Genomic DNA, 23,968 nt, shown 5'->3' on the forward strand with positions numbered 1-23,968 from the left:
GAACGAGGGCACCACGCAGTCGGCCAGCAGGTTGGCGCCCGAGGTGCGCATGCGATCGAAGTACGGGGCCACGCCCGCTGCGATGGCCGCATCCAGGTACGCCGGCTCGCTGCCGTCCACGCACACGACCACGACCGGGCACGTCATCCAGCGGTAACTTCGACCATTGACTTCGAGCAGATTGGGTTTCACGAGTTGCACTCCTTGGTTATCGAGATGTGGGGTAGATGTGGTGTGTCATGCCGCAGTTCAGCGACGGATGAATGCCGCGATGCACGCACTGATCAGGCAGCTCGCCGCGACGATGGGAAACACCAGCGAGGTGTTGCCCGAGTGGTCCAGCATGCGGCCGATCAGCGGCTCACCGAGACCCGCGAGCAGGTACGAAAAGAAGTTCATGACGCCGGTGGCCGTTCCCGCGCGCTTCGCGCCGACCAGGTCGGGGCACAGGGCCCAGAACGACGAGGCCGGTCCGTAGACGAAGAAGCCCGCAAGGAAGAGCAGCCCCAGGCCGAGGATGCTCGTGGGCAGCAGGTACATGCCGATCGAGGCGACGGCACCGAGCAGCATGTACAGCACGATGGCCTTGTAGCGCTTCGACCCGAACACCTTGTCGGAGATCCAGCCGTTGGTGAGCGCACCGAAGGCCATGCCGACCGGCAGCGCGACCGAGATCCAGGCCGGATCGATCATGCCGTCGGCGGCCTTGGCCCAGTCCTTGCCGAGAAAGTGCACCGGCACCCACACGATCAGCCCGTAGCGCGCCGCGTTCTGGAATCCGATCGACAGCGCCGCAATCATCAGCCGGGGATTGCTGAGCACGGCCTTGTAGCGCGACCACGAGCTCTCTTCGGCTTCGTGCACGGCATGGGCTGACTTCGCATCCTCCGCATTGGCGACGCCGGTTTCAGGCGACTTGAAGCCAAGGTCCTCCGGGCGTTCACGGGCGATCAAATAAAAGGTGATGCCGCCCACCAGCATCAGCAGCACGGGCAGCCGGAAGATCCAGCGCCAGTCGAGGTGGAACACGTTCACGACCAGGATGGACGTGACGAAGGACAGCACCGACGCGCAGCCTGCCGCGAAGGTGTAGCAGCCGAACACCTTGCCGCGCTCCTGCGAGCCCCACCAGTTCGACAACAGCCGGCTGCCCGGCGCCCAGCCCAAGGCCTGGAAGTACCCGTTCACGCCCCAGGGAATGGCCAGGCTCTTGAAACCGACCGCGAAGCTGACGACCCAGTTGGCGGCGCACGAAAGAATGGCGCCTGCCGTCATGACGCGCCGGCCGCCGAACTTGTCTGCGAGGTTGCCGTTGATGGCCTGGCCCACCGCATAGCACCACAGAAGGCTGGTCGAGGCCCACCCGAGGACTTCCTTCGAGAGGCCGAATTCCTTCTGAATGCCCGGAATGGCAAAGCCGAAAGTCTGCCGCCCCGTGTAGAAGAAGAAGTAGCAGAACATGGCGGCCAGCAGCATCCGCCACTGCGCCTTCCTGAACGAATTCTCGAGAGGCGGCACGTAGGTGCCCGCCGGCAGGGTCTGGTTGGCTGCATGCATGGTTTGTCTCCATTTCTTGACGGGCGTGGGGCCCGTGGGACCGGCTCAAAGGCCGGCATCTGTTATTGCTGTCCTGGCCGTGCGCATACCCGCTGCACGCGGCCCTGCGAATCACCTAGGCGGGCACCGCCCCGATGAAGTTCTTGCCGCGCGCGCCTTCCATGGCGCGCGCGATCATCGCCGCCGCTTCGCCGTCGGCCACGCCGTAATCGGCGAACTCGGTCTTCACGCCGAGGCTCTGCAGAAAATCGCGCAGGCGTTGCGTCGCGGCAAGCAGGTCCGGGCCGAACAATTGCTGCAGCGTGCGATCACGGTCGGGCGATTTGGCCCAGGCTTTCTCAAGCACGAGCGGCAAGGTGAAGGAGCACGCGATGCCGTGCGCCAGCCCGTGGCGCAGCGTCATCTCGTACGAGATCGAATGGGCCAGCGCGGTCTTGGTGTTGGAGAAGGCCATGCCGGCCTTGAGCGCGGCGAGCGACATGCGCTCGCGCAGCGCGATGTTTCCGAGGTCTGCCAGAAGGGCTGGCAGGCACTCGAAGATGTCCTGCACCGCAGACACCGCGAAGGTGTCGGAGATGGGATTCGCGTTCACGTTCCACACCGACTCCAGCGCATGGGAGAGTGCGTCCAGGCCGGTGGACACCGTGACTGCCGCAGGCACCGACAGCATCAGCTCGGGGTCGACGATGGCCGCTTCGGGCCATGTGGCCTCCAGGTGCAGCGAGTATTTCTTCTGGTTCGCGGTGTCCCAGATCGTTGCCCAGGGCGTGACTTCGCTGCCCGTGCCCGCGGTGGTCGGCACCGCGATCAGCGACTTGACGGCGGCGGGCGCAAAGGGCTTGCCCGTAGCGAGCAGGCCGATGAGTTCATCGAACTGTCCGCTGACGGTGCCCACCATCAAGGCCTTGGCGGTGTCGACGGCGCTGCCGCCGCCGACCGCGACGATGGCGTCGCAGCTTGCATCGCCACGCGCATCGGATTGCCAGAAGCGGTTGTAGAGCCCCGACAGGTGCGCCACATCGGGGTTGGGCCGCACGTCGTCGATCACCGCGACCAGCGCATCCCCCAGAAGCGCTTCGAGGCGCGCAACAAGGCCCAGCGCGCGCGCTTCGGGAAAGGTGACGACGACGACACGGCGCCCGGCAAGGATCGAAGGCAACTGCCCGAGGCTTCCTCGGCCGCAATGGACGGAAACAGGGTTGTGAAAGGCATGGGGCATCGGCTTTGTCTCGCGTGGTTGTCTGTGGGTTTGTTCTTGCATCGCGCTGTGCCGCGCGCTCTTGAATGGATGCAAGTGTCAAAGCCGCCCGCTGCCCCGTCCAATCGCATTTCTGACGCCGGCATGGTCGAAAACCGATGGATGGCATTCGCTTGCGCGATCACGGGGAAAGCGCGCATGCCGGGCGGCGCCCGGATGTGAGAGGCTTCAGCCGCCCGCGCGCCACCGACCTTCAAGACCCGCCCCATGTTTCACCAGTACTACAAGTGGATTCGCTGCTTTCATGCCGTTGCCAAGACCGGGGGCTTCACGTCGGCCGCGCACTATCTGCACATCGGCCAGCCCACGGTGACCGATCAGGTCAAGGCACTCGAAGAACGCTTCAACGTGGAGCTGTTCCTTCGCGGCGGACGCACCGTGCGCCTGACCGCAACGGGCGAGCGGCTCTATGGCATCACGCAGGGCCTCTTCGGCCAGGAGGAAGAAGCCATCCAGTTCTTGCAGAACGCGCACAAGCTCGAAGCAGGACTGGTTCGCGTCGGTGCGGTGTCTCCACCGATTGCGCTGGAGCTGGCCCGCAACTTCAAGCGCGCGCATGCATCGCTGGAGCTGACTGTCTCCATCGGGTCGGAGGAATCGACCCTGCACGGGCTGCAGGACTTCGACATCGACGTCGGCATCGTGGCCGAGCCGCCGCCCATCGAGGGCCTGCACACCGTTCCCTTTCGCAAGGAACGGATCATTGCGGTGGTGCCGGCGGACCATCCGTGGACGCGGCGCGCATCGATCGCCACGCAGGACATCGAAGGCGAGCTGGTCATCCTGCGTGAGCCCGGCTCGAAGACCCGCCAGCGCGTCGAGCGCGCGTGCCAGCAGAAGAACGTGCGCGTGAACTGCGTCATGGAAATCAACAGCCGCGAGGCCATCCTGCACGCGGTGGCCAGCGGCATGGGCATCGGCTTCGTCACGCAGGTGGAGTTCATTCCATTGCCGGGACTCGCTGCCGTCATGGTCGATGACGAAGAGCTGTCGATCAGCTACTCGCTGTGCTGCCTGTCGGTGCGCAAGGACAGGCCGTTGATCAGCGCGTTGTTCGCGGTATCGCTCGCACCGGCGCCGCCGCTGTCGTCGGGGCGCTGAAGCTCAGAGCGCGCAGGTCCGAAAACCGAAGAAACCGTCGTCACGCTCAGGCAGCGCGAAGTTGCGGCGCTTGAGCGAACGCAGGCGCGCACGCGTCGCGAACGACGCACCGCGCAGCACGCGCGCCCGGCCGAACGCCGCCTCCGGATCGAACTCGCCACCGGCGCTCCACGGATCGGCGCGATAGCCGGGCCAGGGCTGCAGCGTGCCCGCCGTCCATTCATGCACATCGGCCCAGCGAAAGCCGCGCCGCGCGGCCGTGTGCGCCGCGATCTCCCACTCGACCTCGGTCGCCACGCGGCGCCCCGCCCAGCGGGCCCATGCATCGGCCTCCCACCAGCTCAGGTGCACCGCACTGTGATGCCCGGCCGCGCGCACCGTGGCGCCGAAGTGCTGTTGCAGCACCGAGCCGCCGGTGCCGTTGCGCGCCACGCCGATCTGCTCGACATAGCGCGGCCCGCGCCGCCCCTCGGCTTGCGCGGCCAGCCAGCGCCAACCGTCGGCATGCCACAGCGCTTCGCGGTCGTAGCCGCCGTCGTCGACGAACTCGATGTACTGGTTCCAGGTGACAGGTTGCGCATCGATCTCGAACTCGGGCACATCGACCCGGTGCGCGCTGCGCTCCTGCGAAAAAGCGAAGCCGCTCGCGGACGAGCCCAGTTCCCAGCGCGTGGCCTGCAGCAGCAATGGCTCGCGCGTGACGGCGATGGGCGCCTGCTCGACGCCCAGGGGCAACCCCAGCGCCTGCGCCATCACCACGAACTGCTCGCCGCGCAGGTCTTCATGGAACAGCGCGAGGCGATAGAAGTACAGGCCGGCATCGGTCTCGGCCGCGTGCTCGAGCAGCTCGAGCGTGCTCTCCAGCGTTTCCAGCAGGTAGGCCTTGGTCTGGCCCAGGTCGGGCAGGTTCGTGGACCAGCGGCGCCCCGGCACGCTGTGCGCCGGGTTCCACCAATCGTCGGCGCCGGGGTCGATGGCCGCCAGCCGCGTGGGCCGCACCGGGCAATCCACGCCGAAGGCGCGCTGCGTGTTGCGGCCAATCCACCACTCGGCGAACCAGCCGATGTGGCCGGCCAGCCAGACCGGCGGCGGCACGCCTTCTTCTTGCGGCACGGGCGGCACCATCAGCGCCTGAGTGCCCAGTGCCTCTTCGTAGAGCGACAGCAGATGCAGCGTGTGGTTGCGCGCGTCGATCAGCGCCAGCGACAACAGCTCGCGGCCGGCGCGGCACATGTCGGGCGAATCGATCGAATGGGGCAGGCCCTGGGCTCCGGAAGGCATCGAGGAAGGCGGTGGGCGCGAGGACATGGACGATTATGAGGACCGCCCGAGGGCCTCGAAACAAGCACTGCCTTCCGGGTAAACCCGCCCAATGAAACGGCGCAATACAAAGGTATGCGCGGGTAACATTCCGGCCTTTGCGCAGCCCCCACAACGGGCTCGCGTTTTCTCTGGGCTTCGTGGGAGACACCCCTTGTCTGCATTTCTCAAATTCGCGACCGGCATGGACTGGGTCAGCGAAAAACTCGGCAAGATCGCCGGCTACGCCGTACTGGGCGCCTCGCTGATCTCCGCCGGCAACGCACTCATTCGCTACGGTCTCGATTTCAGCAAGAACTCCTGGCTCGAAATCCAGTGGTACCTGTTCGCCGCCACCGTGATGCTCGGCGCACCGGTGGTGCTTCGCTTCAACGAGCATGTGCGCGTGGACATCATCTACGGCAAGCTCAAGGGCTACGGGCCGGTGTATGTCGACCTGTTCGGCCTCATCTTCTTCTTGCTGCCGGTGATGGGGCTCTTCACCTACCTCACCTGGCCCTTCTTCTGGAACATGTGGGTCACCGGCGAGATGTCGGGAAACATCGGCGGGCTGATCCGCTGGCCCGCCGCGCTGCTGATGCCCGTGGGCTTTGCGGCGATGTTCCTGCAGGGCGTTTCGGAAATCATCAAGCGCATTGCCTACCTGCGCGGCCTGATCCAGATGGACACGCACTACGAGAAGCCGGTGCAGTGACGGGCGCACCTTGCGCGCCCCTTCGCTCCCTTTCAGGTTCCGCCCTCTCCCGCACCGCAGGTAAGTAGCAATGCACATGGAAAACTTCGCCCCGATCATGTTCGCGGGGCTCATCGTGATCATGCTGATCGGGTTCCCGGTCGCGTTTTCGCTCTCGGCCCTGGGCCTGATCTGCGGCTTCTTCGCCATCGAGATGGGCTGGTTCCCGGCCGGCTTCATGGCCAACCTGCCGCTCAATGTGTTCGGCATCCTGTCGAACGAGACGCTGCTCGCCATTCCGTTCTTCACGCTCATGGGAGCCGTACTGGAGAAATGCGGATTGGCCGAGGACATGCTCGACTCGATGGGCCAGCTCTTCGGCCCGGTGCGCGGCGGCCTGGGCTACTCGGTGATCATCGTGGGCTTCATCCTCGGCGCCATCACCGGCACGGTGGCCGGCCAGGTGATCGCGATGGCGATGATCTCGCTGCCGATCATGATGCGCTACGGCTACGACATGCGCTACTCGACCGGCGTGCTCGCCGCCTCGGGCACGATCACGCAACTGGTGCCGCCGTCGCTGGTGCTGATCGTCATGGCCGACCAGCTCGGCACCGACGTCGGCCAGATGTACAAGGGCGCCTGGGGTCCTTCGATCCTGCAGGTGATCATCTTCGCGATCTACACCTTCCTGGTGGGCCGCCTGCGCCCGCACTACGTGCCCGGCCTGCCCGTCAGCGCGCGCACGCTGAACGGCTGGGCGCTGTGGGGCAAGTGCCTGCGCGGCATCATTCCCTCGGCCATCCTGATCTTCGCGGTGCTCGGCTCGATGGGCGGCCTGCCCTTCATGGACAAGGCCATCGCCACGCCGACCGAAGCCGGTGCCATGGGCGCGGTGGGTTCGCTGATCCTGGCGCTCATCCATCGCCGCCTGAGCTGGTCGCTGCTGAAGGACGCGATGGAAGGCACGATGCGCCTGACGGCCATGGTGGTGTTCATCCTGATCGGCTCGCGCGTGTTCTCGCTGGTGTTCCAGGGCGTGGACGGCGCCAAGTGGATCGAGCACATGCTCGCCGGCCTGCCCGGCGGCCAGGTCGGCTTTCTGATCGCGGTCAACATCTTCGTTTTCTTCCTCGCGTTCTTCCTCGACTTCTTCGAGATCGCGTTCATCATCCTGCCGCTGCTGGGCCCCGTGGCGCACAAGCTCGGCATCGACATGGTGTGGTTCGGCGTGCTGCTGTGCGTGAACATGCAGACCTCGTTCATGCATCCGCCCTTCGGCTTTGCGCTGTTCTATTTACGGGGCATCGCGGACACCCTCTTCAAGAACGGGGCGTTGCCCCGAAAGGTGGAGTCGCGCGACATCTACCTGGGCGCGATCCCGTGGGTGGGCATGCAACTGCTGCTGGTGGCCATCGTGATCTTCTTCCCGCAGACGGTGACCGTGTTCCTCGAAAAAGAGAAGGTCGTCGACATCGAGAAGGTCAACCTCGACATGCCGGCCGATGCCGAGCCGCCGCCCGCGCCCGACAGCAACGGCGTGAACATGGAAGACCCGTTCGGCAACGAGAAGAAGGACGAGCCGGGCGCGCCGGCCGCTGAAACACCGCCGGCCTCGAACGAGCCCACCAAGCCGTGAGCGAGCAAGGCCCGCAGGACAGCAGCCCTCGCACCCCGCTCGAAAGCGCCGCCTTCCCGCCCCTGCTGCGCACGCTGGCGGTAGTGCTCGTGGTGGACATCTTCGCCTTCGCGCTGTGGAGCCTGCCTTCGCTGCGCACCACCACCTGGTCGACCAGCGCCCTGGTGGTGTTCGGCATCGCGGCCCTGTGCGTGGTGTGGGTCGGCTACTGGATCGTCTACAGCCGCACCCGCATCGAAGGCGACGTGCTCACGCAGACCTGGCTGTGGAACAAGCGCGTGAGCGCGCAGGACGTGGCGCAGCTCAAGCTGGTGCACATCCGCATGCTCGAACGCGTGATCGCGCCGCGGCTGCTGGTGCGCCGGCGCTACGGCGGCATCACCTGGTTCCATGCCTACGACCCACAGGTGCTGATCGCGTTCGGCGAGCAGGTGGCGCAGCGGGCGATTCCGTCAACGCCTCCGGCGACAGACAGCAGCAGCAGCAGCAGCAGCACGCACTGAAGGCACGCGGCTGTCGCGGGAGCAGCAGGTGCTCCACCGTTTCGCGGTCTCTATGATCGGGCGCTCTTCACTTCGAGAGGCTGGCCGCATGCGGCGATATCTGTCACTCATGGCCGCGGCGCTCGCCTGCATCTGTGTTCATGTTGCGCAGGCCGCGGAATGCCGGCGCTGGCCCAATGAATTCAAGCCCTATGAAGGCTACACGCCGACCGGCGAGAGAGGCGCGATGGAGCGCGACCCCGTATGGTTTCGCTACGTGCGCGCGGTGCGTCCGGCGCACGGCGGCCCGGACGACACCCGCTATGCGCTGCGGCAGGCCGAGCCGTCGCGCAGCAACATGCGCTACGACTCGCTCACCACGGTTTCGCTCGGCGGCACGGCCAGCGGCTTCATCGCCACACTGGAGGACTGCAACAAGCTGCTCGACCCGCAAGGCCGCCCGCTGGTGCCCGACAGCTTCGGCGAAACCGAGATCGAGGGCAACGTCTCCGACAACGCGGGCCGGCCGCTGCCCGTCCTCACGCTCAAGCTCTTTCGCGAGGGCACCAATGGCGCGGACTACACCTACCTGAGATTCCAGCGCGGCACGCTCATCACGCGCTCGCCGCACTGGTATGAGAACAATCACAGCGTCTCGCAACTGGCGATCAAATACCCGGTGCGCCCTGCCGGACTGCGACAGGTCACGGCCGAAGGAAAGGCCGGGCTGCTGCGCATGTCCGACCTGCGCGAGATCATCCCCACGCAATACGACGGCGTGGGCAGCGTCAACACGGACCCCGCGCACACGCGCCAGCCGCTGCTCTTCGCGCAGTCCGGCAAGGAACTCGAACTCTTCGACGTGAACGGGCAGCGCATCGACGTGCCCCGCTTCCATCGCTTCGAGGCGCATGCGGCGGCCGATGCGGCGCCGGCTTACCTCTCGCTGATCGACGACGAACGCAAGACCTGCCGTCTCTACCTCGACGGCATGCGTGCGCTGCTGCCCGATGAACTGCCGATGGAAGGGCGCGGCTGCCCGGGCATCTGGCGCAGCGACGGCGCGCTGATCTTCGCGGACACATCCGGCTTGCTGCGCGGCTATGCCGTGGCTGCGGACGGCACGGCTTCCCCGTTGTTCCAGGGCGTGCCGGGCAAGGTCGAAGCGCGGCTGCCATCGGGCGTGATGGTGCTGCGCACGGTGGCCGCCGACGGCGGCAAGGACAGCTTCAGGCTCGCGCGCAAATCCGGCGAGAACCTAACGGACGATGTCTACGACGGCTTCACCAACCTGGGCTGCGGAACGCTGCGCGTGCAGCGGGGCACGACCTGGTATTCGCTGCGGCCCGACGGCAGCCTCAACACCCAGATGTTCTACCCCTTCAGTTGCTGATGACCCGCCGGCGCGGCCTGCCGGAACATCACCTGCACTTCGGCGGCACGCGCCCTCAACTGGCCGCAGCCGCCGTCGATGTCCTGGCCGGCCGAATTGCGCAGCTTCGTCAGGATGCCGCGCTCATGCAGCATGCGGGCCATCTGCTCGCAGCGCTCCCATGACGGTCGGCTGAATGCCACGCCGTCCACCGCGTTGAAGGGAATCATGTTCAGCACGCCGTACTTGCCGGTGAGCAGCCTGACGATGCCTTCGATTTCCTCCGGCCCGTCGTTCACGCCTTCCAGCAGCGTCCACTGGTACTGGATGGGATAGCCGGTGGCACGCGCATAGCGCTCGCCCGCGGCGACCAGCTCTTCGGGCGTCATGTTCGGCGCGCGCGGAAGCAGCTTCTTGCGCAGGTCGGCCCGGGTCGTGTGCAGCGAGAGGGCCAGCGCGGGCTTGACGCGCTCCTGGATCAGTCGCTCGAACACGCGCGGATCGCCCACCGTGGAGAACACCAGGTTCTTGTGGCCGATGTTGCCCACCGTGCCGAGCAGGTCGATGGCCTCCATCACGTTGTCCAGGTTGTGGGCCGGCTCGCCCATGCCCATGAACACCACCTTGCGCACCGGCCTGCGCATGCGCGCAAGCGCGACCTGGGCAATGATCTCGGCGCTTCCCACCTGGCGCAGCAGGCCGTCGCGGCCCGTCATGCAGAACTGGCAACCCACCGCGCACCCGACCTGCGAAGAGACGCACAGGCCGTCCCGGGGCAGCAGCACGCTCTCCACGGTCTGGCCGTCCGCAAGGGCCACCAGCAGCCGCTCGGAGCCATCGGCACCGGGGTGCACGGCATGGATGCGCGCCAGTCCCGCAAGCTCGGCTTCAATGGACGGAAGGGCCTCCAGCAGCGACGACGGAAAGAAGGTGCCCGGCAGGCGCCGGCCGCTGTTGCGGGGCAGCGCGTGGGACCACAGCCGCAGGATGCGCTGCTCGTGGCTGGGGCCGGCGCCGGCTTCCCGCAGGCGTCGTTTCAGTTCGTGGATTCGCATGGGCGGGCGGGGGTCGACATGCGTCGGATTGTGCACGGCGGCCTCTTCCGCGTTCTGCCTCTGCATCTGCCGCCGGCCTTCTGTCGCCTGTTGCAGCGCCCCTCCTGCGTGGTGCTCGCGGCAGGCAGAATGCGGCCACGACGGGCTCCTTTGGCCCTTTTCGGTCCTTCATCAGGCCCGTGGCGAAAAATCATTCCTCAATGACCATGCGCAAGATCACTGCAGCCACCGCCGCCCTTCTCGCAGCCATCGCCCTGGCCATCGTGGCCTGGGTCCTCGCACTCGCCAGTTCACCCGTCACCGGCCCGCAGCCCATGGCCTGGCACAAGGCCGATGGCTCGCCACCGACGGTGGCCGCCGACAGTTTCCGTCGATTTCGCGGCTGCAGCCTGGCCGACATCAACCTCGACATGGCCGTGTGGAACCGCGGCGTGATCGTGCCGTGCCGCGACGAAGCGCTGGGCGCCGGCTGGGCATTTCTCGATCCGCGCACGCAGCAGGCCACGCTGCGATGGCCGCTGCCGAACAGCGGCGAAGCGCTGCTCACCCAGGGGCTTCTTCCCGGCCCCGAACGGCGGCTTGCGATCGTGTTCCAGCAGGCGGTCGCGGGCGACTCCTTCGTCGGCATCGCCAACGCCGGCGGCTGGGAGCGCCCGCCCGAGAGTCTCGGCCGCGTGCGCTACCTGGCCGGGGCCTGGATTGGCAACCGGCTCGAACTCGTCGTGGTGCCGGTCAGCACCGAAGACAGGTACGGCTTGTCGGCGGCGGTGAAGGTGATCGCTCTCGAAGGCAAGGAACGGCGCGAGCGCGTGGCGGTCCCCGCCTGCGGCACCGACTGCCACACGCCGCAGATGCCCTACCGCGCCGGTGGGCGCTGGGTGTTCGAGGACGCCGGCCGCGCGATCGCCGAAGGCGGCGAGTCCGTCGCGCCGGCCTTCCCCGGCCGCACGCTCTACGAGGGCGAGGTCGATCTCCTCGCGCAGGGCACGCTGCGCACGCCCGACACGCTCTCGCTCGGACAGAAGGACACGCCCGGAATCGGCGCCGACGGCAAGCCCACGCAGGCCGCGCCGCCGCCCTGGAGCGGCATGCGCATCGTGCGGCAGAACCGCTTCACCATCGACGACGGCGGCCTGCGTCGCCGGCCGCAGTGGGCCGATGCCTCGCTGCGCGCCATCACGGAGCAGGCCGGCGACCGCACGCTCACCTGGGACACGGATGACAGCGACCACGTTCGCATCACCGACGCACGGCAACCTTCGACCGACGCGATGACGGCACTGACTGCTGTGGCGCAATGGCCGAAGGGCCTGGCGTCCCGCGTGTTCCTGCCCGACGAAACGGGTGGCTTCTGGCTGGTCGACAGCGCCGGCGAATCCATCCACCTGGACAGCGCGCTGCGCCGCACCGATCCGCTGTCGCTGCGCGCGCATCTCCAGTCGTCGCGCACGCTGCCGGTGTACGCGCTGGGCTGGGCGCTGTTCGGCCTGCCGATCCTGCTGCTCGTGTGCGTGGGGCTTTCGCTATGCATCACGCCGCGAAAGCCCGGGGTTCGGGACCGAGCGGTCAAGCTCGCGGCGGTGCTGTATCTGGTCAGCGGAGGATGGGCGTTGCTGCAGGTCGTGCCGCTGCTTTGAAGGGGCCTGGCTCGGCAACCAGCGAGCCCCTTCAACGACCGACGAAAAAAAGCCCCGCCGGAACCGGCGGGGCTTTTGCATGAAGGAAAGCGCAGTCGCAGCGCTTACAGCTTCTGCTGCTGCATGAAGCGGTCGAACGTGCCTTCGGTGTAGCGGAACCATGCGTTCTGGTCGGCCAGGAATTTCGACCAGTCGCCGTAGATCTTCTTCCACTCGGGGTTGCTGTTGTTCAGGTCCGAGTAGATCTGCTGGGCCGACTTGAAGGCGGCGTTCATCACGTCCTGCGAGAACGGACGCAGCTTGGTGCCCGAGCCCACGAGCTGCTTGAGCGCCACCGGGTTCTTGGCGTCGTACTTGGCGGTCATCGTGATGTTGGCGTGCGCTGCAGCCGCTTCGACGATGGCCTTGTACTCGCCCGACAGGCCTTCCCACGCCTTGGTGTTGATGTAGAAGTCCAGCTCGGGGCCGCCTTCCCACCAGCCGGGGTAGTAGTAGAACGGCGCGATCTTGTTGAAGCCCAGCTTCTGGTCGTCATACGGGCCGACCCATTCCAGGCCGTCCAGTGTGCCCTTTTCGAGCGCCGGGTACAGGTCGGCACCGGGGATCGATTGCGGGATCACGCCGAAGGGTTCGAGCACCTTGCCGGCGAACGGGTTGGTGCGGAACTTCAGGCCCTTCAGGTCGGCGACCGACTTGATTTCCTTGCGGAACCAGCCGCCCATCTGCGCGCCCGTGTTGCCGCCCGGCAGGTTGATGATGTTGTACTTGGCGTAGAACGCGCGCATCAGCTTCAGGCCGTTGCCTTCGTACATCCATGCGTTCTGCTGGCGGGTGTTCATGCCGAATGGCACCGCGCAGCCCAGGCAGAAGGTCGGGTCCTTGCCGTAGAAGTAGTACGGGGCCGTGTGGGCCATTTCGACCGATGCGTTCTGCACGCCGTCCACCACGCCGAAGGCGGGCATCAGTTCGCCACCCGCATGCACGGAAATCTGGAACTTGCCGCTCGTCATGTCGCTGACGCTCTTCGCGAACACCTCGGCGGTGCCGAAGATGGTGTCCAGCGACTTGGGAAAGCTCGACGCCAGGCGCCAGCGAACGGTGGCCTGGGCATGAACCGCGGGTGCGATGCCGGCAGCCAGAACGCCCGCGATGCCGGCGTTTTTGATGAGGGAACGACGATCCATTGATAGCTCTCCGAGTTCTTGGAATAAAAAGAAACACGGCTTGTGGCCGCGTTGGGGACTTTGGTTTAAGTCGGGGGCGATTGTAAAAACGCGCTTACAGGTGTTCGGCGGGGGTTTACCCTGCGGCATTCCCACGGGGGAGCATGCCATCCGGAGGGTGTTGCAGGCGAGGCATAAAATGTTACTTCGCCTTCATCACTCAAAACCACCGAGGCATCCAACAGATGATCCGTTCCATCCCATTCAAACCCGCATTCTTCGCACTCGTTGCCGCCACCGCATTCGGTAGCAGCGCACAGGCCGCCGACATCAAGATCGGCGTTGCCGCAGCCCTGTCGGGCGGTGCCGCGCAATACGGCTCGGCCATCCGCAACGGCTTCCAGCTCGCGGCCGACGAGATCAACGCCGCCGGCGGCATCAATGGCGACAAGATCGTGCTCGCCATCGAGGACGAGCAGGGCAAGAAGGAAGACGCCATCAACGTCTTCAAGAAGCTGATCTTCCAGGACAAGGTCCTGATGACCTTCGGCCCCACGCTGTCGAACTCGGCCCAGGCGGCCGATCCGATCGCCCAGGCCGCCAAGACCGTGGCCTTCGGCACCTCGAACACGGCCGACGGCATCACCTCCATCGGTGACTACATCTTCCGCAACTCGGTGACCGAAGCCGACGTGCTGCCCGAAACGCTGCGCGTGGCGATCAAGCACGCCAACGTGAAGAAGGTTGCCGTGCTGTACGGCAACGACGACGTGTTCACCAAGAGCGGCTACGACAACTTCAAGAAGGCCCTGGAAGACCTGAAGCTGCCGGTGACCACCACCGAGACCTTCGCCAAGGGCGACGTGGACTTCAAGGCCCAGCTCACCAAGATCAAGGCCACCAACCCCGACGCCATCGTGCTGTCCGCACTGCTGGCCGAAGGCGCACCGGTGATGGTGCAGGCCCGCCAGCTCGGCCTGAACGTGCCGATCATCGGCGGCAACGGCATGAACTCGACCAAGATCTTCGAGTTGGCCAAGGGCAGCTCGGACAACCTGTACGTCGGCAGCCCCTGGTCGGCCAGCAACGCCACGCCCGAGAACACCAAGTTCCAGAAGGCCTACAACGACAAGTTCAAGGCAGCGCCGGACCAGTTCGCCGCACAGGCCTATGACGGCCTGTATGTCGTGGCACAGGCGCTCAAGGGCGTGAAACTGACGGGCAACCTGACGTCGGACCGCAGCGCGCTGCGCGACGCCCTGCCCAACGTGAAGTGGACCGGTGCCACCGGCGCCTTCACCTTCGCACGCGCCAAGGACAAGGCCGGCAAGCCCGCCGGCTACGACGCCCAGCAGCAGGCCATCGTGAGCGTCACGAAGGGCACTGCGTTCGTGATCGAGAAGTAAGCACCGCCCGGGCGGGACCGCGTCGCGCGGCCCGCCGGTGCCCTTCGCATGGCGCAGGCCTCCTGCGCCGTTTTCTTTTTTGATTTGCCGCAACGCCTTTCCTGTTGCGGCCTGACGGAAGCCCATCGTGCTCGATCAGCAGCTTGTCAACGCCTTGTCGCTTGGATGCGTCTACGCACTCTTCGCGCTCGGCTTCACACTCATCTTCGGCGTGCTCGGCGTCATCAATCTCTCGCACGGCGCGGTGTTCATGGTGGGCGCCTATGCGGCGGCCGAATTCATGCGCGTGTCGGGCATGCCGCTGTGGGTCGGACTGCCGTTCGCCTTCGCGTTCTGCGGCGTCATGGGGTTCCTGATCGACGTGCTGGTGCTCAAACCGCTGCGCAAGCGCAACGCACCCCACCTGATTCCGATGATCGCCACCATCGGCGTGGCCATCATCCTGAACAACGGCATCCAGGGCATCTTCGGCGCGGAAAACCTGCGCTTCCCGGCCGGCACCATTCCCGACGACGCGCTGGTGTTCGCCGGCATCCACGTCACCGTGCTCGAACTGGGCATCGTGCTGGCGTCCTTCGTGCTGATGGGCGTGCTGATGCTGTCGCTGCAGCGCACGCAACTGGGCCGCGCATTGCGCGCGATTGCCGAGTCGCCCAAGGCGGCCTACCTCGTGGGCGTGAACGTCGAAGGCCTGTTCTACCTGACCTCGTTCGTGGCCGCCGGCCTTGGCGGCGTGGCGGGTGTGCTGATCGGCCTGTACTCCAACGCCCTCTTCCCGCTGATGGGCCAGCCGATGCTCGAGAAGGGCATCGCAGTGATCATCCTGGGCGGCATGGGCGACATCCGCGGCGCGCTGCTCGGCGGCCTGTTCCTGGGCTTTGCCGAAGTGCTGTCGGTGGCCTATGTGGGCTCCAACATGCGTGACGCGGTGGCCTTCGGCCTGCTGTTCCTTGTACTGCTGGTGCGCCCCAAGGGCCTGTTCGGCTCGCTGAAGGAGCGCAAGGTCTAAATGGAAGCCCTCGACAATTTCTGGTCGGTCTACAGCAACCTGGTGCTCTCGCTGGGCATCAACAGCCTGCTGGCACTCTCGATCTGGCTCACGCTCTCCTGCGGCATGCTGGCCCTGGCCAACGCCGCGTTCATGGGCATCGGCGCGTACACCGCGTCGATCCTCACGCTGAACTACGGCGCACCGTTCCCGGTCGCCATTGCTGTAGGCATGGCGGCGCCCGCATTGGTCGCCTTCATCATCGGCAAGCCGACGCTGCGGCTGTCGGGCGTGTACCTCGCGATGGCCACGCTGGCCTTCGGCGAAGTAGTGCGCATCGCCATCCTCAACGCCGAGTCGCTCACGGGCGGCGCGCTGGGCCTGAACGGCATTCCGCAATCGACCCAGTGGTGGCATGTGGCGCTGGCGTTGGTGCTCGTGCTGCTGGTGCTGTGGCGCATCCGCCGCTCCAAGGTGGGCCGCGCCTTCGAGGCCATCAAGGAAGACGAAACCGCCGCCGGCCTGATGGGCATCGACGTGGCGGGCCACAAGATGCTGGCCTTCGTGCTGGGCGGCGCCATCGCCGGCCTGGCGGGCACGCTCAATGCGCACCTGACCTTCTTCATCGGCCCGGCCGAGTACGGGTTCAACCGCGCGGTCGACATCCTCACGATGGCGATTCTTGGCGGCATCGGCAGCCTCACGGGCCCGGTGCTGGGCGGCACCATCCTCACGCTGCTGCCTGAAATGCTGCGTGGCCTGGGCGCCTTCCGCCTCGTGGTCAACGGCTTCATCCTGGTGCTGATCGTGCTGTTCCTGCCCAAGGGCATCTGGGACCCGGCGCGCATCCGCCAGTGGTTTGCACGCAAGGGGAGCGCGGCATGAGCGACAACACGCTTTTGACACTCAAGAACGTGTCGCGCCACTTCGGTGGCCTGAAGGTCCTGCAGGACGTAAGCCTGGACATTCCCAAGGGCGGCATCTTCGGGCTGATCGGCCCGAACGGCGCCGGCAAGACGACGGTGTTCAACCTGATCACCGGCCTGTTGCCGACCACCAGCGGCACCATCCATTTCGAAGGCCAGGACCTGGCGGGCCGCAAGCCTTTTCAGATCACCCGTGGCGGCATCGCGCGCACCTTCCAGAACATCCGCATCTTCAAGGAGATGTCGCTGCTGGAGAACGTGACCGTGGGCATGGATTCCAAGCTGCGCTACGGCCCCCTCGGCCTGCTGGCCGGCACGGGCCTGTTCCGCAGCGAGGAAAAGCGTGCGCGTGAACGTGCGCGCGAGCTGCTGAGCTGGGTCAAGCTCGACCACAAGGCGAACGACGTGGCCGACAACCTCTCGTACGGCGACCAGCGCAAGCTGGAGCTGGCGCGCGCGCTGGCCACCGAGCCCAAGCTGCTGCTGCTCGACGAGCCGGTTGCCGGCATGAACAGCACCGAGAAAAGCGAGCTGATGGTGGAGATCGAGAACATCGCCGCGCGCGGCTTCACGGTGTTCATGATCGAGCACGACATGCGCTTCGTGATGGGCCTGTGCCAGCAGATCGCGGTGCTGAACTTCGGCCGCATCATCGCGCGCGGCGGGCCCGAGCAGATCCGCAACGACCCGCAGGTGATCGAGGCCTACCTCGGCCGCGAAGACGACGAAGCCACCAACGACCAGGAGACAGCGGCATGAGCGCCGGTACGACGACGACCCCCTTGCTGCAGGTGCAGGACCTGAAGGTGAACTTCGGGCACGTGCAGGCGGTGAAGGGCATCGACTTCGAGCTGCACGAAGGTCAGATCACCACGCTGGTCGGTGCCAATGGCGCCGGCAAGTCGACGACGCTGCTGGCGCTGTCGGGCCTGGTGAAGAAGGCCTCGGGCCGCGTCATGTTCGCGGGCCAGGACATCGGCGCGCTGTCGCCGCACAAGATCGTGGCCGGCGGCGTGGTGCAGGTGGCCGAAGGCCGCGCCACGCTGACGACGCTGACGGTGCGCGAGAACCTCGAACTGGGCGCCTACACGCGGCGCGACGGTGCGGCCGCGCGCGCGGCCGACCTGGAGCGCATCTACGCGCTGTTCCCGGTGCTGAAGGACCGGGCCGATGGCCTGGCCGGCAATCTCTCGGGCGGCGAGCAGCAGATGCTGGCCATCGGCCGGGCCTTGATGGCCAAGCCGCGCGTGCTGCTGCTGGACGAGCCGTCGATGGGCCTGGCGCCGATCATCGTGCAGGACATCTTCCGCACGCTGCGCGAGATCAACAAGCAGGGGCTGACGATCTTTTTGGTGGAGCAGAACGTGCGTCAGGCGCTGAAGATCGCGGACCGGGCGTATGTGATCGAGACGGGGTCGATCGTGCTGTCGGGCACGGGCCGCGAGTTGCTCGGCAACCCGAAGGTGCAGGACGCGTACCTGGGCAGTTGACGGTTTTTCTCCCTCCCCTCCCGGGGGAGGGCCGGGGTGGGGGCACGACGGCCTTTGCACCGCAGCGGCATTCTTCAAGCCCGCTTGCTGTGTTTGACGCGCTGCCGTTCAGGGCGAGTGCGAATGACACCAGGTACTCCCCTCCGCGAATGTCCCCCGCTTCGCTCCTCCTTTATTTCGCTGCGGGGAGCACCTGGTGCCATTCGCACAGGACGCGCTGCTGGTGATCTCACGATCAACGACTGCTCTGAGCGCTCACGTCGATACGGGGCTCTTTTTCGCGAAATAAAGGAGGAGCGAAGCGGGGGACATTCGCGAAAAAGAGCACCGTGTCGGCGTGAGCGTCGCCCTGAATGAACAGCGGCGCCAAAAAGAACAGCAGCGCGCCGAACAAACAGAGCCCCCATCCCAGCCTTCCCCCGGAAGGGGAAGGAGCAATACACAAAACCTCAGGCGCGGCCGAAGCGATCCGCGATGGACTTCTCGATGCCCGGTGCATCAAGCCCGATGCCGGACATCAGCTTCGCCGGGTCACCGTGTTCGATGAACTGGTCGGGCAGGCCCAGTTGCAGCACCGGCTTCAACACGTTCGCAGCCTGCAGCGCTTCGAGCACCGCACTGCCCGCGCCACCCATCGTGGCGCCGTCTTCGAGCGTGACGATGGCGTCGTGCGTGCGCGCAACCTTCAGCAGCAACTCGACGTCGAGCGGCTTGGCCCAGCGCATGTTGACCACCGTGGCGTCGAGCGACTCGGCGGCAGTGAGCGCCGGGTACAGCAAGGTGCCGAACGCCAGGATTGCGATGCGCTTGCCTTCGCGGCGCACTTCGCCCTTGCCGAAAGGTAGCGCGTCGAGCGTCAGGTTCGGCGTGACGCCGGCACCCGCACCGCGCGGATAGCGCACCGCCACCGGATGGCTCTGCTCATAGGCGCTCGTCAGCAATTGCCGGCACTCGCGCTCATCAGCCGGACAGGCGATGCTCATGTTCGGAATGCAGCGCAGGAACGGAATGTCGTACGCACCCGCGTGCGTGGCGCCGTCGGCACCCACGAGGCCCGCGCGGTCGAGCGCGAACACCACCGGCAGGTTCTGGATCGCGACGTCGTGAATCAGTTGGTCATACGCGCGCTGCAGGAAGGTCGAGTAGATCGCCACCACCGGCTTCAGGCCTTCGCAGGCGAGGCCGGCCGCGAAGGTCACGGCGTGCTGCTCGGCGATGCCGACGTCGTAGTAACGATCGGGAAAGCGCTGCTCGAACTCCACGAGCCCCGAGCCTTCGCGCATCGCGGGCGTGATGCCCACGAGCCGGCCGTCATGCGCGGCCGTGTCGCACAGCCAGTGGCCGAACACCTGCGTGAAGGTCTGCTTGGCCACCGCGGTGGACTTGACCAGCCCCACTTGCGGATCGAACTTGCCGGGGCCGTGGTAGGCCACCGGATCGGCCTCGGCCAGCTTGTAGCCCTGCCCCTTCTTCGTGACCACGTGCAGGAACTGCGGGCCGTCGAGGTGCTTCAGGTTTTCGAGCGTGGGCACCAGCGAGTCGAGGTCGTGGCCGTCGATCGGGCCGACGTAGTTGAAGCCGAACTGCTCGAACAGCGTGGCCGGCACCACCATGCCCTTGGCATGTTGCTCGAAGCGCTTGGCCAGCTCGAACAGCGGCGGCGCGGCGCGCAGCACGCTCTTGCCGACGTTCTTGGCGGCGGCGTAGAAATTGCCGCTCATCAGTTGCGCCAGGTAGCGGTTGAGCGCACCCACGGGCGGGCTGATCGACATGTCGTTGTCGTTCAGGATCACCAGCAGCTTGCAGTCGCACACGCCGGCGTTGTTCAACGCCTCGAAGGCCATGCCGGCCGTCAGCGCGCCGTCGCCGATGATGGCCACGGTGTAGCGGTCTTCGCCCTTTTGCTTGGCCGCCATGGCCATGCCGAGCGCGGCCGAGATGCTGGTCGACGAATGGGCGGTGCCGAAGGTGTCGTACTCGCTCTCGCTGCGCTGCGGAAAGCCCGAGATGCCGCCGATCTGGCGCAGCGTGGGCATGCGCTCGCGCCGGCCCGTGAGGATCTTGTGCGGATAGGTCTGGTGGCCCACGTCCCACACCAGCCGGTCGTGCGGCGTGTTGAACACGTGGTGCAGCGCGACCGTCAGCTCGACCGTGCCGAGGTTGGAGCTCAGGTGGCCGCCGGTGCGCGAGACGTTGTCGAGCACGCAGGCGCGCACTTCGTCGGACAGTTGCCGGAGCTGGGCCCGGTCGTATTTGCGGATCGGCGAGGGGTCGTGGAGTGTGGGAAGCAGCGGAGCCATGGGGAGGTCTTGTTCTTTTTTCTCAGCGGTCGCGGTCGACCACCATGTGGGCCAAGGCGCGCAATGCGGCGGTGTCGGCGAGGCCGCTGCGCGCCAATGCGGCGAGCGCGTCGGCCAGCAACTGGCGGGCCTGCGCACGCGCGCCGTCGAGGCCCAGCAGCGACACGTAGGTGGGCTTGTCGGCCGCGGCATCCTTGCCGGCGGTCTTGCCCAGGGTCTGGGAATCTGCGGTGACGTCGAGGATGTCATCGACCACCTGGAACGCGAGGCCGATGGCCGCGCCGTAGTCGCGCAGGGCGGCCAGGGCCGTCGGCGTGACGTGGCCGCAGGCCGCGCCCATCTCGACGCTGCCCTGCAGCAGCGCGCCGGTCTTCAGGCGGTGCATTTCGCGCAGTTGCGCTTCGTTCAGGGCAATGCCCACGCTGGCGAGGTCGATCGCCTGGCCGCCGGCCATGCCCTGGCTGCCCGCGGCGCGCGCCAGCAGGCGGCACAGCGTGGCTTGCGTGGAGGAAGGCACTTCATCGCCCTCGGGCGTGAGCAGCTCGAAGGCCAGGGCCTGCAGCGCATCGCCGGCCAGCAGGGCGTCGGCCTCGCCGAACTTCACGTGCACGGTGGGCTTGCCGCGGCGCAGCACGTCGTTGTCCATGCACGGCAGGTCGTCGTGCACCAGCGAATAGGCGTGGATCAGTTCGGTGGCGCAGGCGGCGCGCAGCGCGGCGGCTGCATTGCCGCCGACCGCCTCGCTGGCCGCGAGCACCAGCAGGGGCCGCAGCCGCTTGCCGCCGTCGAGCACGGCATAGCGCATCGCGTCGCCCAGCAGCACGGGGGCATCGACGCCTACCCAGCGCGACAGCGCCGCTTCGACATTCGCCAGGTGCGGCTCGCTCCAACCGGCAAGGCGGGCGGCGTCCCAATCGGTGGTGGTGATGGTGGTCATGGCGACTGCGCTCATTCGGCGGTCCAGGTCTTCAGGCTGCCCGCGTCGAGCACCTTGATCTGGTCTTCGACCGCCTGCAGCTTGTCGCGGCAAAAAGCCAGCAGCGCGGCGCCGCGTTGGTAGCTGCCGAGCAGTTGATCGAGGGGCAGCTGGCCCGATTCGAGCTCTGCAACCAGTTGTTCCAGTTCCTGGAGCCCGGCTTCGTAGCTGACGGGCAGCGGGCCGGTATCGGGCGTTGCCGCCGGGCTGGACGAGGAAGGGGAAGGCACCTTGGGCATGCAACGAAACGTGGGTGAAACCGGGCATTTTAGGGCGGGGGCCAAAAGAGGGGCCGACGGGTACAATGCGAACTTCTCTCGTTGGCGACACACCAACACTCCTCTCGGGCCGTCGACCTTCCAGACGGCGCCTTCCGTTCTTCCTCTTTCTCTCCCTGTGGGGAGCTTGGTCAGGTCCTCCATGTCTGATTTAAGTCTTCAACTGCAGCAGGCCGCGAGCCAACTTCCAGTTTCAGCGTATTTCGACGAAGCGCTCTACGCGCGCGAAATGCAAAACCTTTTTGCGCGAGGGCCCCGCTATGTCGGCCATCGCCTCGCCGTGCCCGAAATGGGCAACTTCCATACGCTCCCACAGGAGCACCAGGGCCGCGCGCTGGTCCACACGCCCAAGGGCGTGGAGCTGATCTCCAACGTCTGCCGGCACCGCCAGGCCTTGATCCTGCAGGGCCGGGGCCAGCTCGACAGCAAGACGGGCGGCAACATCGTCTGCCCGCTGCACCGCTGGACCTACGCCGCGAGCGACCCGCGCAGCACGGGCACGTTGATCGGCGCCCCGCACTTCGACCAGGACCCCTGCCTCAACCTGCACAACTACCCGCTCACCGAGTGGAACGGCCTTCTGTTCGAGAAGAACGCCGACGGTTCGGGCCCCGACGTGGCCGCCGACATGGCCGGCCTCGGCCCGCAAGCCGACCTCGACTTCAGCGGCTATGCGCTCGACCGGGTCGAGCTGCACGAGTGCAACTACAACTGGAAGACCTTCATCGAGGTCTACCTGGAGGACTACCACGTGGGCCCGTTCCACCCGGGCCTTGGCAGCTTCGTCACCTGCGACGACCTGCGCTGGGAGTTCAACCAGAACTATTCGGTGCAGACGGTGGGCGTGGCCAACCGCCTGGGCCGCGCGGGCAGCCCGGTCTACCAGAAGTGGCAGGAGCAACTGCTCAAGTACCGCGACGGCAAGCCGCCCAAATACGGCGCCATCTGGCTGACCTACTACCCGCACGTGATGGTCGAGTGGTATCCGCACGTGCTGACCGTGTCGACGCTGCATCCGGTGAGCCCGACCAGGACGCTCAACATGGTCGAGTTCTTCTACCCCGAGGAAATCGTCGCCTTCGAGCGCGAATTCGTCGAGGCCCAGCAGGCCGCCTACATGGAAACCTGCGTGGAAGACGACGAGATCGCCGAGCGCATGGACGCCGGCCGCCGCGCGCTGATGCTGCGCGGCGACAACGAGACCGGTCCCTACCAGAGCCCGATGGAAGATGGCATGCAGCAGTTCCACGAGTGGTATCGCCAAGCAATGGAATGACCCCCAGGCTTCGCGCACTTCGTGTCGCTACGCCAACCCCCTTCCAGGGGGCAACACCTGCGGCCCGGCAAAGCCGGTTCCGCGGTGTTCCACGAAAAGTCCCACCCTTCCCTTTCTTGATGGCTTAGAACAATGCAGGCGTTATGGATGGTGCTCGGGGCTTTTCTGTTCGCCACCATGGGGGTGGTCGTCAAGATCGCCTCGGCCTGGTTCAACAGCGGCGAAATGGTGCTCGGACGCGGCCTGATCGGCATCGTCTTTCTCTGGCTGCTGGCGCGCAACCGCGGCGTTTCGCTGGCCACCCAATACCCCGGCATGCACGCCTGGCGCAGCACCATCGGCGTGATCTCGCTGGGCGCGTGGTTCTACGCCATCGCGCACATGCCGCTGGCCACGGCCGTCACGCTCAACTACATGAGCAGCGTGTGGATCGCGGCCTTCCTCGTCGGCGGCGCGCTGCTGGCCTGGGTGCCGGTGCCCGGCCGCGACGGCCGCGTGGCCCGACCGCCCTTGCAGGCACCGCTGGTGCTCACCGTGCTGGCGGGCTTCGCCGGCGTGGTGCTGATGCTCAAGCCTTCGGTGGATGCGAGCCAGGGCTTCGCGGGCCTGCTCGGCCTGCTGTCGGGTGTGACGGCCGCCTTTGCCTACATGCAGGTGGTGGCGCTGTCGCGCATCGGCGAGCCCGAGCTGCGCACGGTGTTCTATTTCGCGGTCGGCTCGGCCGTGGCCGGCGGCATTGCCACGGCGGCCACAGGCTTCTCGGGCGCGAGCGCGTGGACATGGGCGCATGCGCTGTGGCTGCTGCCGATCGGCCTGCTGGCAGCCCTCGGACAACTGTGCATGACGCGCGCCTACGCCACGGCCAAGACGCAAAGCGGCACACTGCTGGTGGCCAACCTGCAGTACTCGGGCATCATCTTCGCGGCGTTCTACAGCGTGATGGTGTTCGATGACCGCATCGACGGCGCCGGCTGGGCCGGCATGACGCTCATCATCGTGAGCGGCATTGCGGCCACCGTGCTGCGGCAGCGGGCGGTGCCCAAGGCGCCGGCCGAGGAACACTGAACCACG

The 23,968-nt window shown here is 66.5% G+C and carries 21 protein-coding genes and 1 pseudogene; 13 read left to right on the top strand and 9 right to left on the bottom strand.

Annotated elements, in window-relative coordinates; all coding sequences use genetic code 11:
* The 3 genes and pseudogenes from ACSFB7_RS18645 to psrA form a co-directional block, all read right to left on the bottom strand.
* A pseudogene (locus ACSFB7_RS18645) lies at positions 1-192 on the bottom strand (phosphonoacetate hydrolase); the annotation flags it as partial.
* Positions 193-249: 57 nt separating this feature from the next.
* Positions 250-1,557 carry an MFS transporter gene (locus ACSFB7_RS18650; protein WP_435472712.1) on the bottom strand — a complete coding sequence of 436 codons (1,308 nt, stop codon included), beginning with the start codon at positions 1,555-1,557 and terminating at the stop codon, positions 250-252.
* 115 nt (positions 1,558-1,672) lie between these two features.
* Positions 1,673-2,776, bottom strand: coding sequence for an iron-containing alcohol dehydrogenase PsrA (psrA, locus tag ACSFB7_RS18655; RefSeq protein ID WP_435472714.1), 1,104 nt, complete (start codon positions 2,774-2,776; stop codon positions 1,673-1,675).
* A gap of 246 nt (positions 2,777-3,022) precedes the next feature.
* Here psrA and ACSFB7_RS18660 point away from each other — a divergent pair, with 246 nt between their 5' ends.
* Positions 3,023-3,916, top strand: a complete 894-nt coding sequence (locus ACSFB7_RS18660) for a LysR substrate-binding domain-containing protein (RefSeq protein ID WP_435472716.1) — start codon at positions 3,023-3,025, stop codon at positions 3,914-3,916.
* Positions 3,917-3,919: 3 nt separating this feature from the next.
* On the opposite strand, the gene ACSFB7_RS18665 is transcribed toward ACSFB7_RS18660, so the two are convergent.
* Entirely contained in the window at positions 3,920-5,197 is a 1,278-nt protein-coding gene (locus ACSFB7_RS18665; RefSeq protein WP_435472718.1) for an SUMF1/EgtB/PvdO family nonheme iron enzyme, read from the bottom strand.
* A gap of 193 nt (positions 5,198-5,390) precedes the next feature.
* Between ACSFB7_RS18665 and ACSFB7_RS18670 the strand changes: the two genes are divergently transcribed.
* From ACSFB7_RS18670 to ACSFB7_RS18685, 4 genes are all read left to right on the top strand, one after another.
* On the top strand, positions 5,391-5,930 hold the full coding sequence (locus tag ACSFB7_RS18670) for a TRAP transporter small permease subunit (protein WP_187108524.1): 540 nt from the start codon (positions 5,391-5,393) through the stop codon (positions 5,928-5,930).
* A 70-nt stretch (positions 5,931-6,000) separates the two neighbouring features.
* Positions 6,001-7,548 carry a TRAP transporter large permease gene (locus tag ACSFB7_RS18675; protein ID WP_435472721.1) on the top strand — a complete coding sequence of 516 codons (1,548 nt, stop codon included), beginning with the start codon at positions 6,001-6,003 and terminating at the stop codon, positions 7,546-7,548.
* Positions 7,545-8,051 (top strand): hypothetical protein, encoded by a 507-nt coding sequence (locus ACSFB7_RS18680; protein WP_435472723.1) that lies wholly within the window; start codon positions 7,545-7,547, stop codon positions 8,049-8,051. The genes ACSFB7_RS18675 and ACSFB7_RS18680 overlap by 4 nt, the downstream gene beginning before the upstream one ends.
* A gap of 88 nt (positions 8,052-8,139) precedes the next feature.
* Positions 8,140-9,423 carry a hypothetical protein gene (locus ACSFB7_RS18685; protein WP_435472725.1) on the top strand — a complete coding sequence of 428 codons (1,284 nt, stop codon included), beginning with the start codon at positions 8,140-8,142 and terminating at the stop codon, positions 9,421-9,423.
* Here ACSFB7_RS18685 and ACSFB7_RS18690 read toward each other — a convergent pair.
* A complete protein-coding gene (locus ACSFB7_RS18690) occupies positions 9,405-10,457 on the bottom strand; it encodes an RNA methyltransferase (RefSeq protein ID WP_435472727.1) in 1,053 nt (350 codons plus the stop codon). The genes ACSFB7_RS18685 and ACSFB7_RS18690 overlap by 19 nt on opposite strands.
* 200 nt (positions 10,458-10,657) lie before the next feature.
* Here ACSFB7_RS18690 and ACSFB7_RS18695 point away from each other — a divergent pair, with 200 nt between their 5' ends.
* Positions 10,658-12,094, top strand: coding sequence for a hypothetical protein (locus ACSFB7_RS18695; RefSeq protein ID WP_435472729.1), 1,437 nt, complete (start codon positions 10,658-10,660; stop codon positions 12,092-12,094).
* 104 nt (positions 12,095-12,198) lie between these two features.
* Here the strand turns inward: ACSFB7_RS18695 and ACSFB7_RS18700 are convergent, their stop codons facing one another.
* Complete coding sequence (locus ACSFB7_RS18700) at positions 12,199-13,278, bottom strand: TRAP transporter substrate-binding protein (RefSeq protein WP_435472731.1); 1,080 nt, start codon at positions 13,276-13,278, stop codon at positions 12,199-12,201.
* A gap of 224 nt (positions 13,279-13,502) precedes the next feature.
* Between ACSFB7_RS18700 and ACSFB7_RS18705 the strand changes: the two genes are divergently transcribed.
* The 5 genes from ACSFB7_RS18705 to ACSFB7_RS18725 all read left to right on the top strand — a co-directional run bounded on the left by ACSFB7_RS18705 (position 13,503) and on the right by ACSFB7_RS18725 (position 18,067).
* A complete protein-coding gene (locus ACSFB7_RS18705) occupies positions 13,503-14,663 on the top strand; it encodes an ABC transporter substrate-binding protein (protein WP_435472733.1) in 1,161 nt (386 codons plus the stop codon).
* 127 nt (positions 14,664-14,790) lie between these two features.
* Complete coding sequence (locus tag ACSFB7_RS18710; RefSeq protein ID WP_187108513.1) at positions 14,791-15,672, top strand: branched-chain amino acid ABC transporter permease; 882 nt, start codon at positions 14,791-14,793, stop codon at positions 15,670-15,672.
* Positions 15,673-16,536 (top strand): branched-chain amino acid ABC transporter permease, encoded by an 864-nt coding sequence (locus ACSFB7_RS18715; RefSeq protein ID WP_435472736.1) that lies wholly within the window; start codon positions 15,673-15,675, stop codon positions 16,534-16,536.
* On the top strand, positions 16,533-17,336 hold the full coding sequence (locus ACSFB7_RS18720) for an ABC transporter ATP-binding protein (RefSeq protein WP_435472738.1): 804 nt from the start codon (positions 16,533-16,535) through the stop codon (positions 17,334-17,336). The genes ACSFB7_RS18715 and ACSFB7_RS18720 overlap by 4 nt, the downstream gene beginning before the upstream one ends.
* Positions 17,333-18,067 (top strand): ABC transporter ATP-binding protein, encoded by a 735-nt coding sequence (locus tag ACSFB7_RS18725; protein ID WP_435472740.1) that lies wholly within the window; start codon positions 17,333-17,335, stop codon positions 18,065-18,067. The genes ACSFB7_RS18720 and ACSFB7_RS18725 overlap by 4 nt, the downstream gene beginning before the upstream one ends.
* A gap of 449 nt (positions 18,068-18,516) precedes the next feature.
* Here the strand turns inward: ACSFB7_RS18725 and dxs are convergent, their stop codons facing one another.
* The 3 genes from dxs to xseB are packed head-to-tail and all read right to left on the bottom strand — an operon-like array spanning position 18,517 to position 21,582.
* The gene (gene dxs, locus ACSFB7_RS18730; RefSeq protein WP_435472742.1) at positions 18,517-20,367 is read right to left on the bottom strand and encodes a 1-deoxy-D-xylulose-5-phosphate synthase; all 1,851 of its coding nucleotides are present in this window, start codon (positions 20,365-20,367) and stop codon (positions 18,517-18,519) included.
* A 22-nt stretch (positions 20,368-20,389) separates the two neighbouring features.
* On the bottom strand, positions 20,390-21,319 hold the full coding sequence (locus ACSFB7_RS18735; RefSeq protein WP_435472744.1) for a polyprenyl synthetase family protein: 930 nt from the start codon (positions 21,317-21,319) through the stop codon (positions 20,390-20,392).
* Complete coding sequence (gene xseB / locus ACSFB7_RS18740) at positions 21,316-21,582, bottom strand: exodeoxyribonuclease VII small subunit (protein WP_435472746.1); 267 nt, start codon at positions 21,580-21,582, stop codon at positions 21,316-21,318. Before xseB ends, ACSFB7_RS18735 begins: the two co-directional genes overlap by 4 nt.
* 181 nt (positions 21,583-21,763) lie before the next feature.
* Here xseB and ACSFB7_RS18745 point away from each other — a divergent pair, with 181 nt between their 5' ends.
* Both ACSFB7_RS18745 and ACSFB7_RS18750 read left to right on the top strand, forming a co-directional pair.
* The gene (locus ACSFB7_RS18745) at positions 21,764-22,897 is read left to right on the top strand and encodes an aromatic ring-hydroxylating oxygenase subunit alpha (protein WP_435472748.1); all 1,134 of its coding nucleotides are present in this window, start codon (positions 21,764-21,766) and stop codon (positions 22,895-22,897) included.
* A gap of 132 nt (positions 22,898-23,029) precedes the next feature.
* Positions 23,030-23,962 (top strand): DMT family transporter, encoded by a 933-nt coding sequence (locus ACSFB7_RS18750; protein WP_435472750.1) that lies wholly within the window; start codon positions 23,030-23,032, stop codon positions 23,960-23,962.
* Positions 23,963-23,968 lie beyond the last annotated feature (6 nt).

Source organism: Variovorax raffinosi, assembly GCF_051216615.1.
In the GTDB taxonomy this organism is placed as follows: domain Bacteria; phylum Pseudomonadota; class Gammaproteobacteria; order Burkholderiales; family Burkholderiaceae_C; genus Variovorax.

Excerpts from the sequence above, each read along its gene's own strand:
- ACSFB7_RS18650 (WP_435472712.1), bottom strand. The coding sequence starts at position 1,557 with ATGCATGCAGCCAACCAGACCCTGCCGGCGGGCACCTACGTGCCGCCT.
- psrA (WP_435472714.1), bottom strand. The coding sequence starts at position 2,776 with ATGCCCCATGCCTTTCACAACCCTGTTTCCGTCCATTGCGGCCGAGGA.
- ACSFB7_RS18660 (WP_435472716.1), top strand. The coding sequence starts at position 3,023 with ATGTTTCACCAGTACTACAAGTGGATTCGCTGCTTTCATGCCGTTGCC.
- ACSFB7_RS18665 (WP_435472718.1), bottom strand. The coding sequence starts at position 5,197 with ATGCCTTCCGGAGCCCAGGGCCTGCCCCATTCGATCGATTCGCCCGAC.
- ACSFB7_RS18675 (WP_435472721.1), top strand. The coding sequence starts at position 6,001 with ATGCACATGGAAAACTTCGCCCCGATCATGTTCGCGGGGCTCATCGTG.
- ACSFB7_RS18685 (WP_435472725.1), top strand. The coding sequence starts at position 8,140 with ATGCGGCGATATCTGTCACTCATGGCCGCGGCGCTCGCCTGCATCTGT.
- ACSFB7_RS18690 (WP_435472727.1), bottom strand. The coding sequence starts at position 10,457 with ATGCGAATCCACGAACTGAAACGACGCCTGCGGGAAGCCGGCGCCGGC.
- ACSFB7_RS18695 (WP_435472729.1), top strand. The coding sequence starts at position 10,658 with ATGACCATGCGCAAGATCACTGCAGCCACCGCCGCCCTTCTCGCAGCC.
- ACSFB7_RS18700 (WP_435472731.1), bottom strand. The coding sequence starts at position 13,278 with ATGGATCGTCGTTCCCTCATCAAAAACGCCGGCATCGCGGGCGTTCTG.
- ACSFB7_RS18705 (WP_435472733.1), top strand. The coding sequence starts at position 13,503 with ATGATCCGTTCCATCCCATTCAAACCCGCATTCTTCGCACTCGTTGCC.
- ACSFB7_RS18715 (WP_435472736.1), top strand. The coding sequence starts at position 15,673 with ATGGAAGCCCTCGACAATTTCTGGTCGGTCTACAGCAACCTGGTGCTC.
- ACSFB7_RS18720 (WP_435472738.1), top strand. The coding sequence starts at position 16,533 with ATGAGCGACAACACGCTTTTGACACTCAAGAACGTGTCGCGCCACTTC.
- ACSFB7_RS18725 (WP_435472740.1), top strand. The coding sequence starts at position 17,333 with ATGAGCGCCGGTACGACGACGACCCCCTTGCTGCAGGTGCAGGACCTG.
- dxs (WP_435472742.1), bottom strand. The coding sequence starts at position 20,367 with ATGGCTCCGCTGCTTCCCACACTCCACGACCCCTCGCCGATCCGCAAA.
- ACSFB7_RS18735 (WP_435472744.1), bottom strand. The coding sequence starts at position 21,319 with ATGAGCGCAGTCGCCATGACCACCATCACCACCACCGATTGGGACGCC.
- xseB (WP_435472746.1), bottom strand. The coding sequence starts at position 21,582 with ATGCCCAAGGTGCCTTCCCCTTCCTCGTCCAGCCCGGCGGCAACGCCC.
- ACSFB7_RS18745 (WP_435472748.1), top strand. The coding sequence starts at position 21,764 with ATGTCTGATTTAAGTCTTCAACTGCAGCAGGCCGCGAGCCAACTTCCA.
- ACSFB7_RS18750 (WP_435472750.1), top strand. The coding sequence starts at position 23,030 with ATGCAGGCGTTATGGATGGTGCTCGGGGCTTTTCTGTTCGCCACCATG.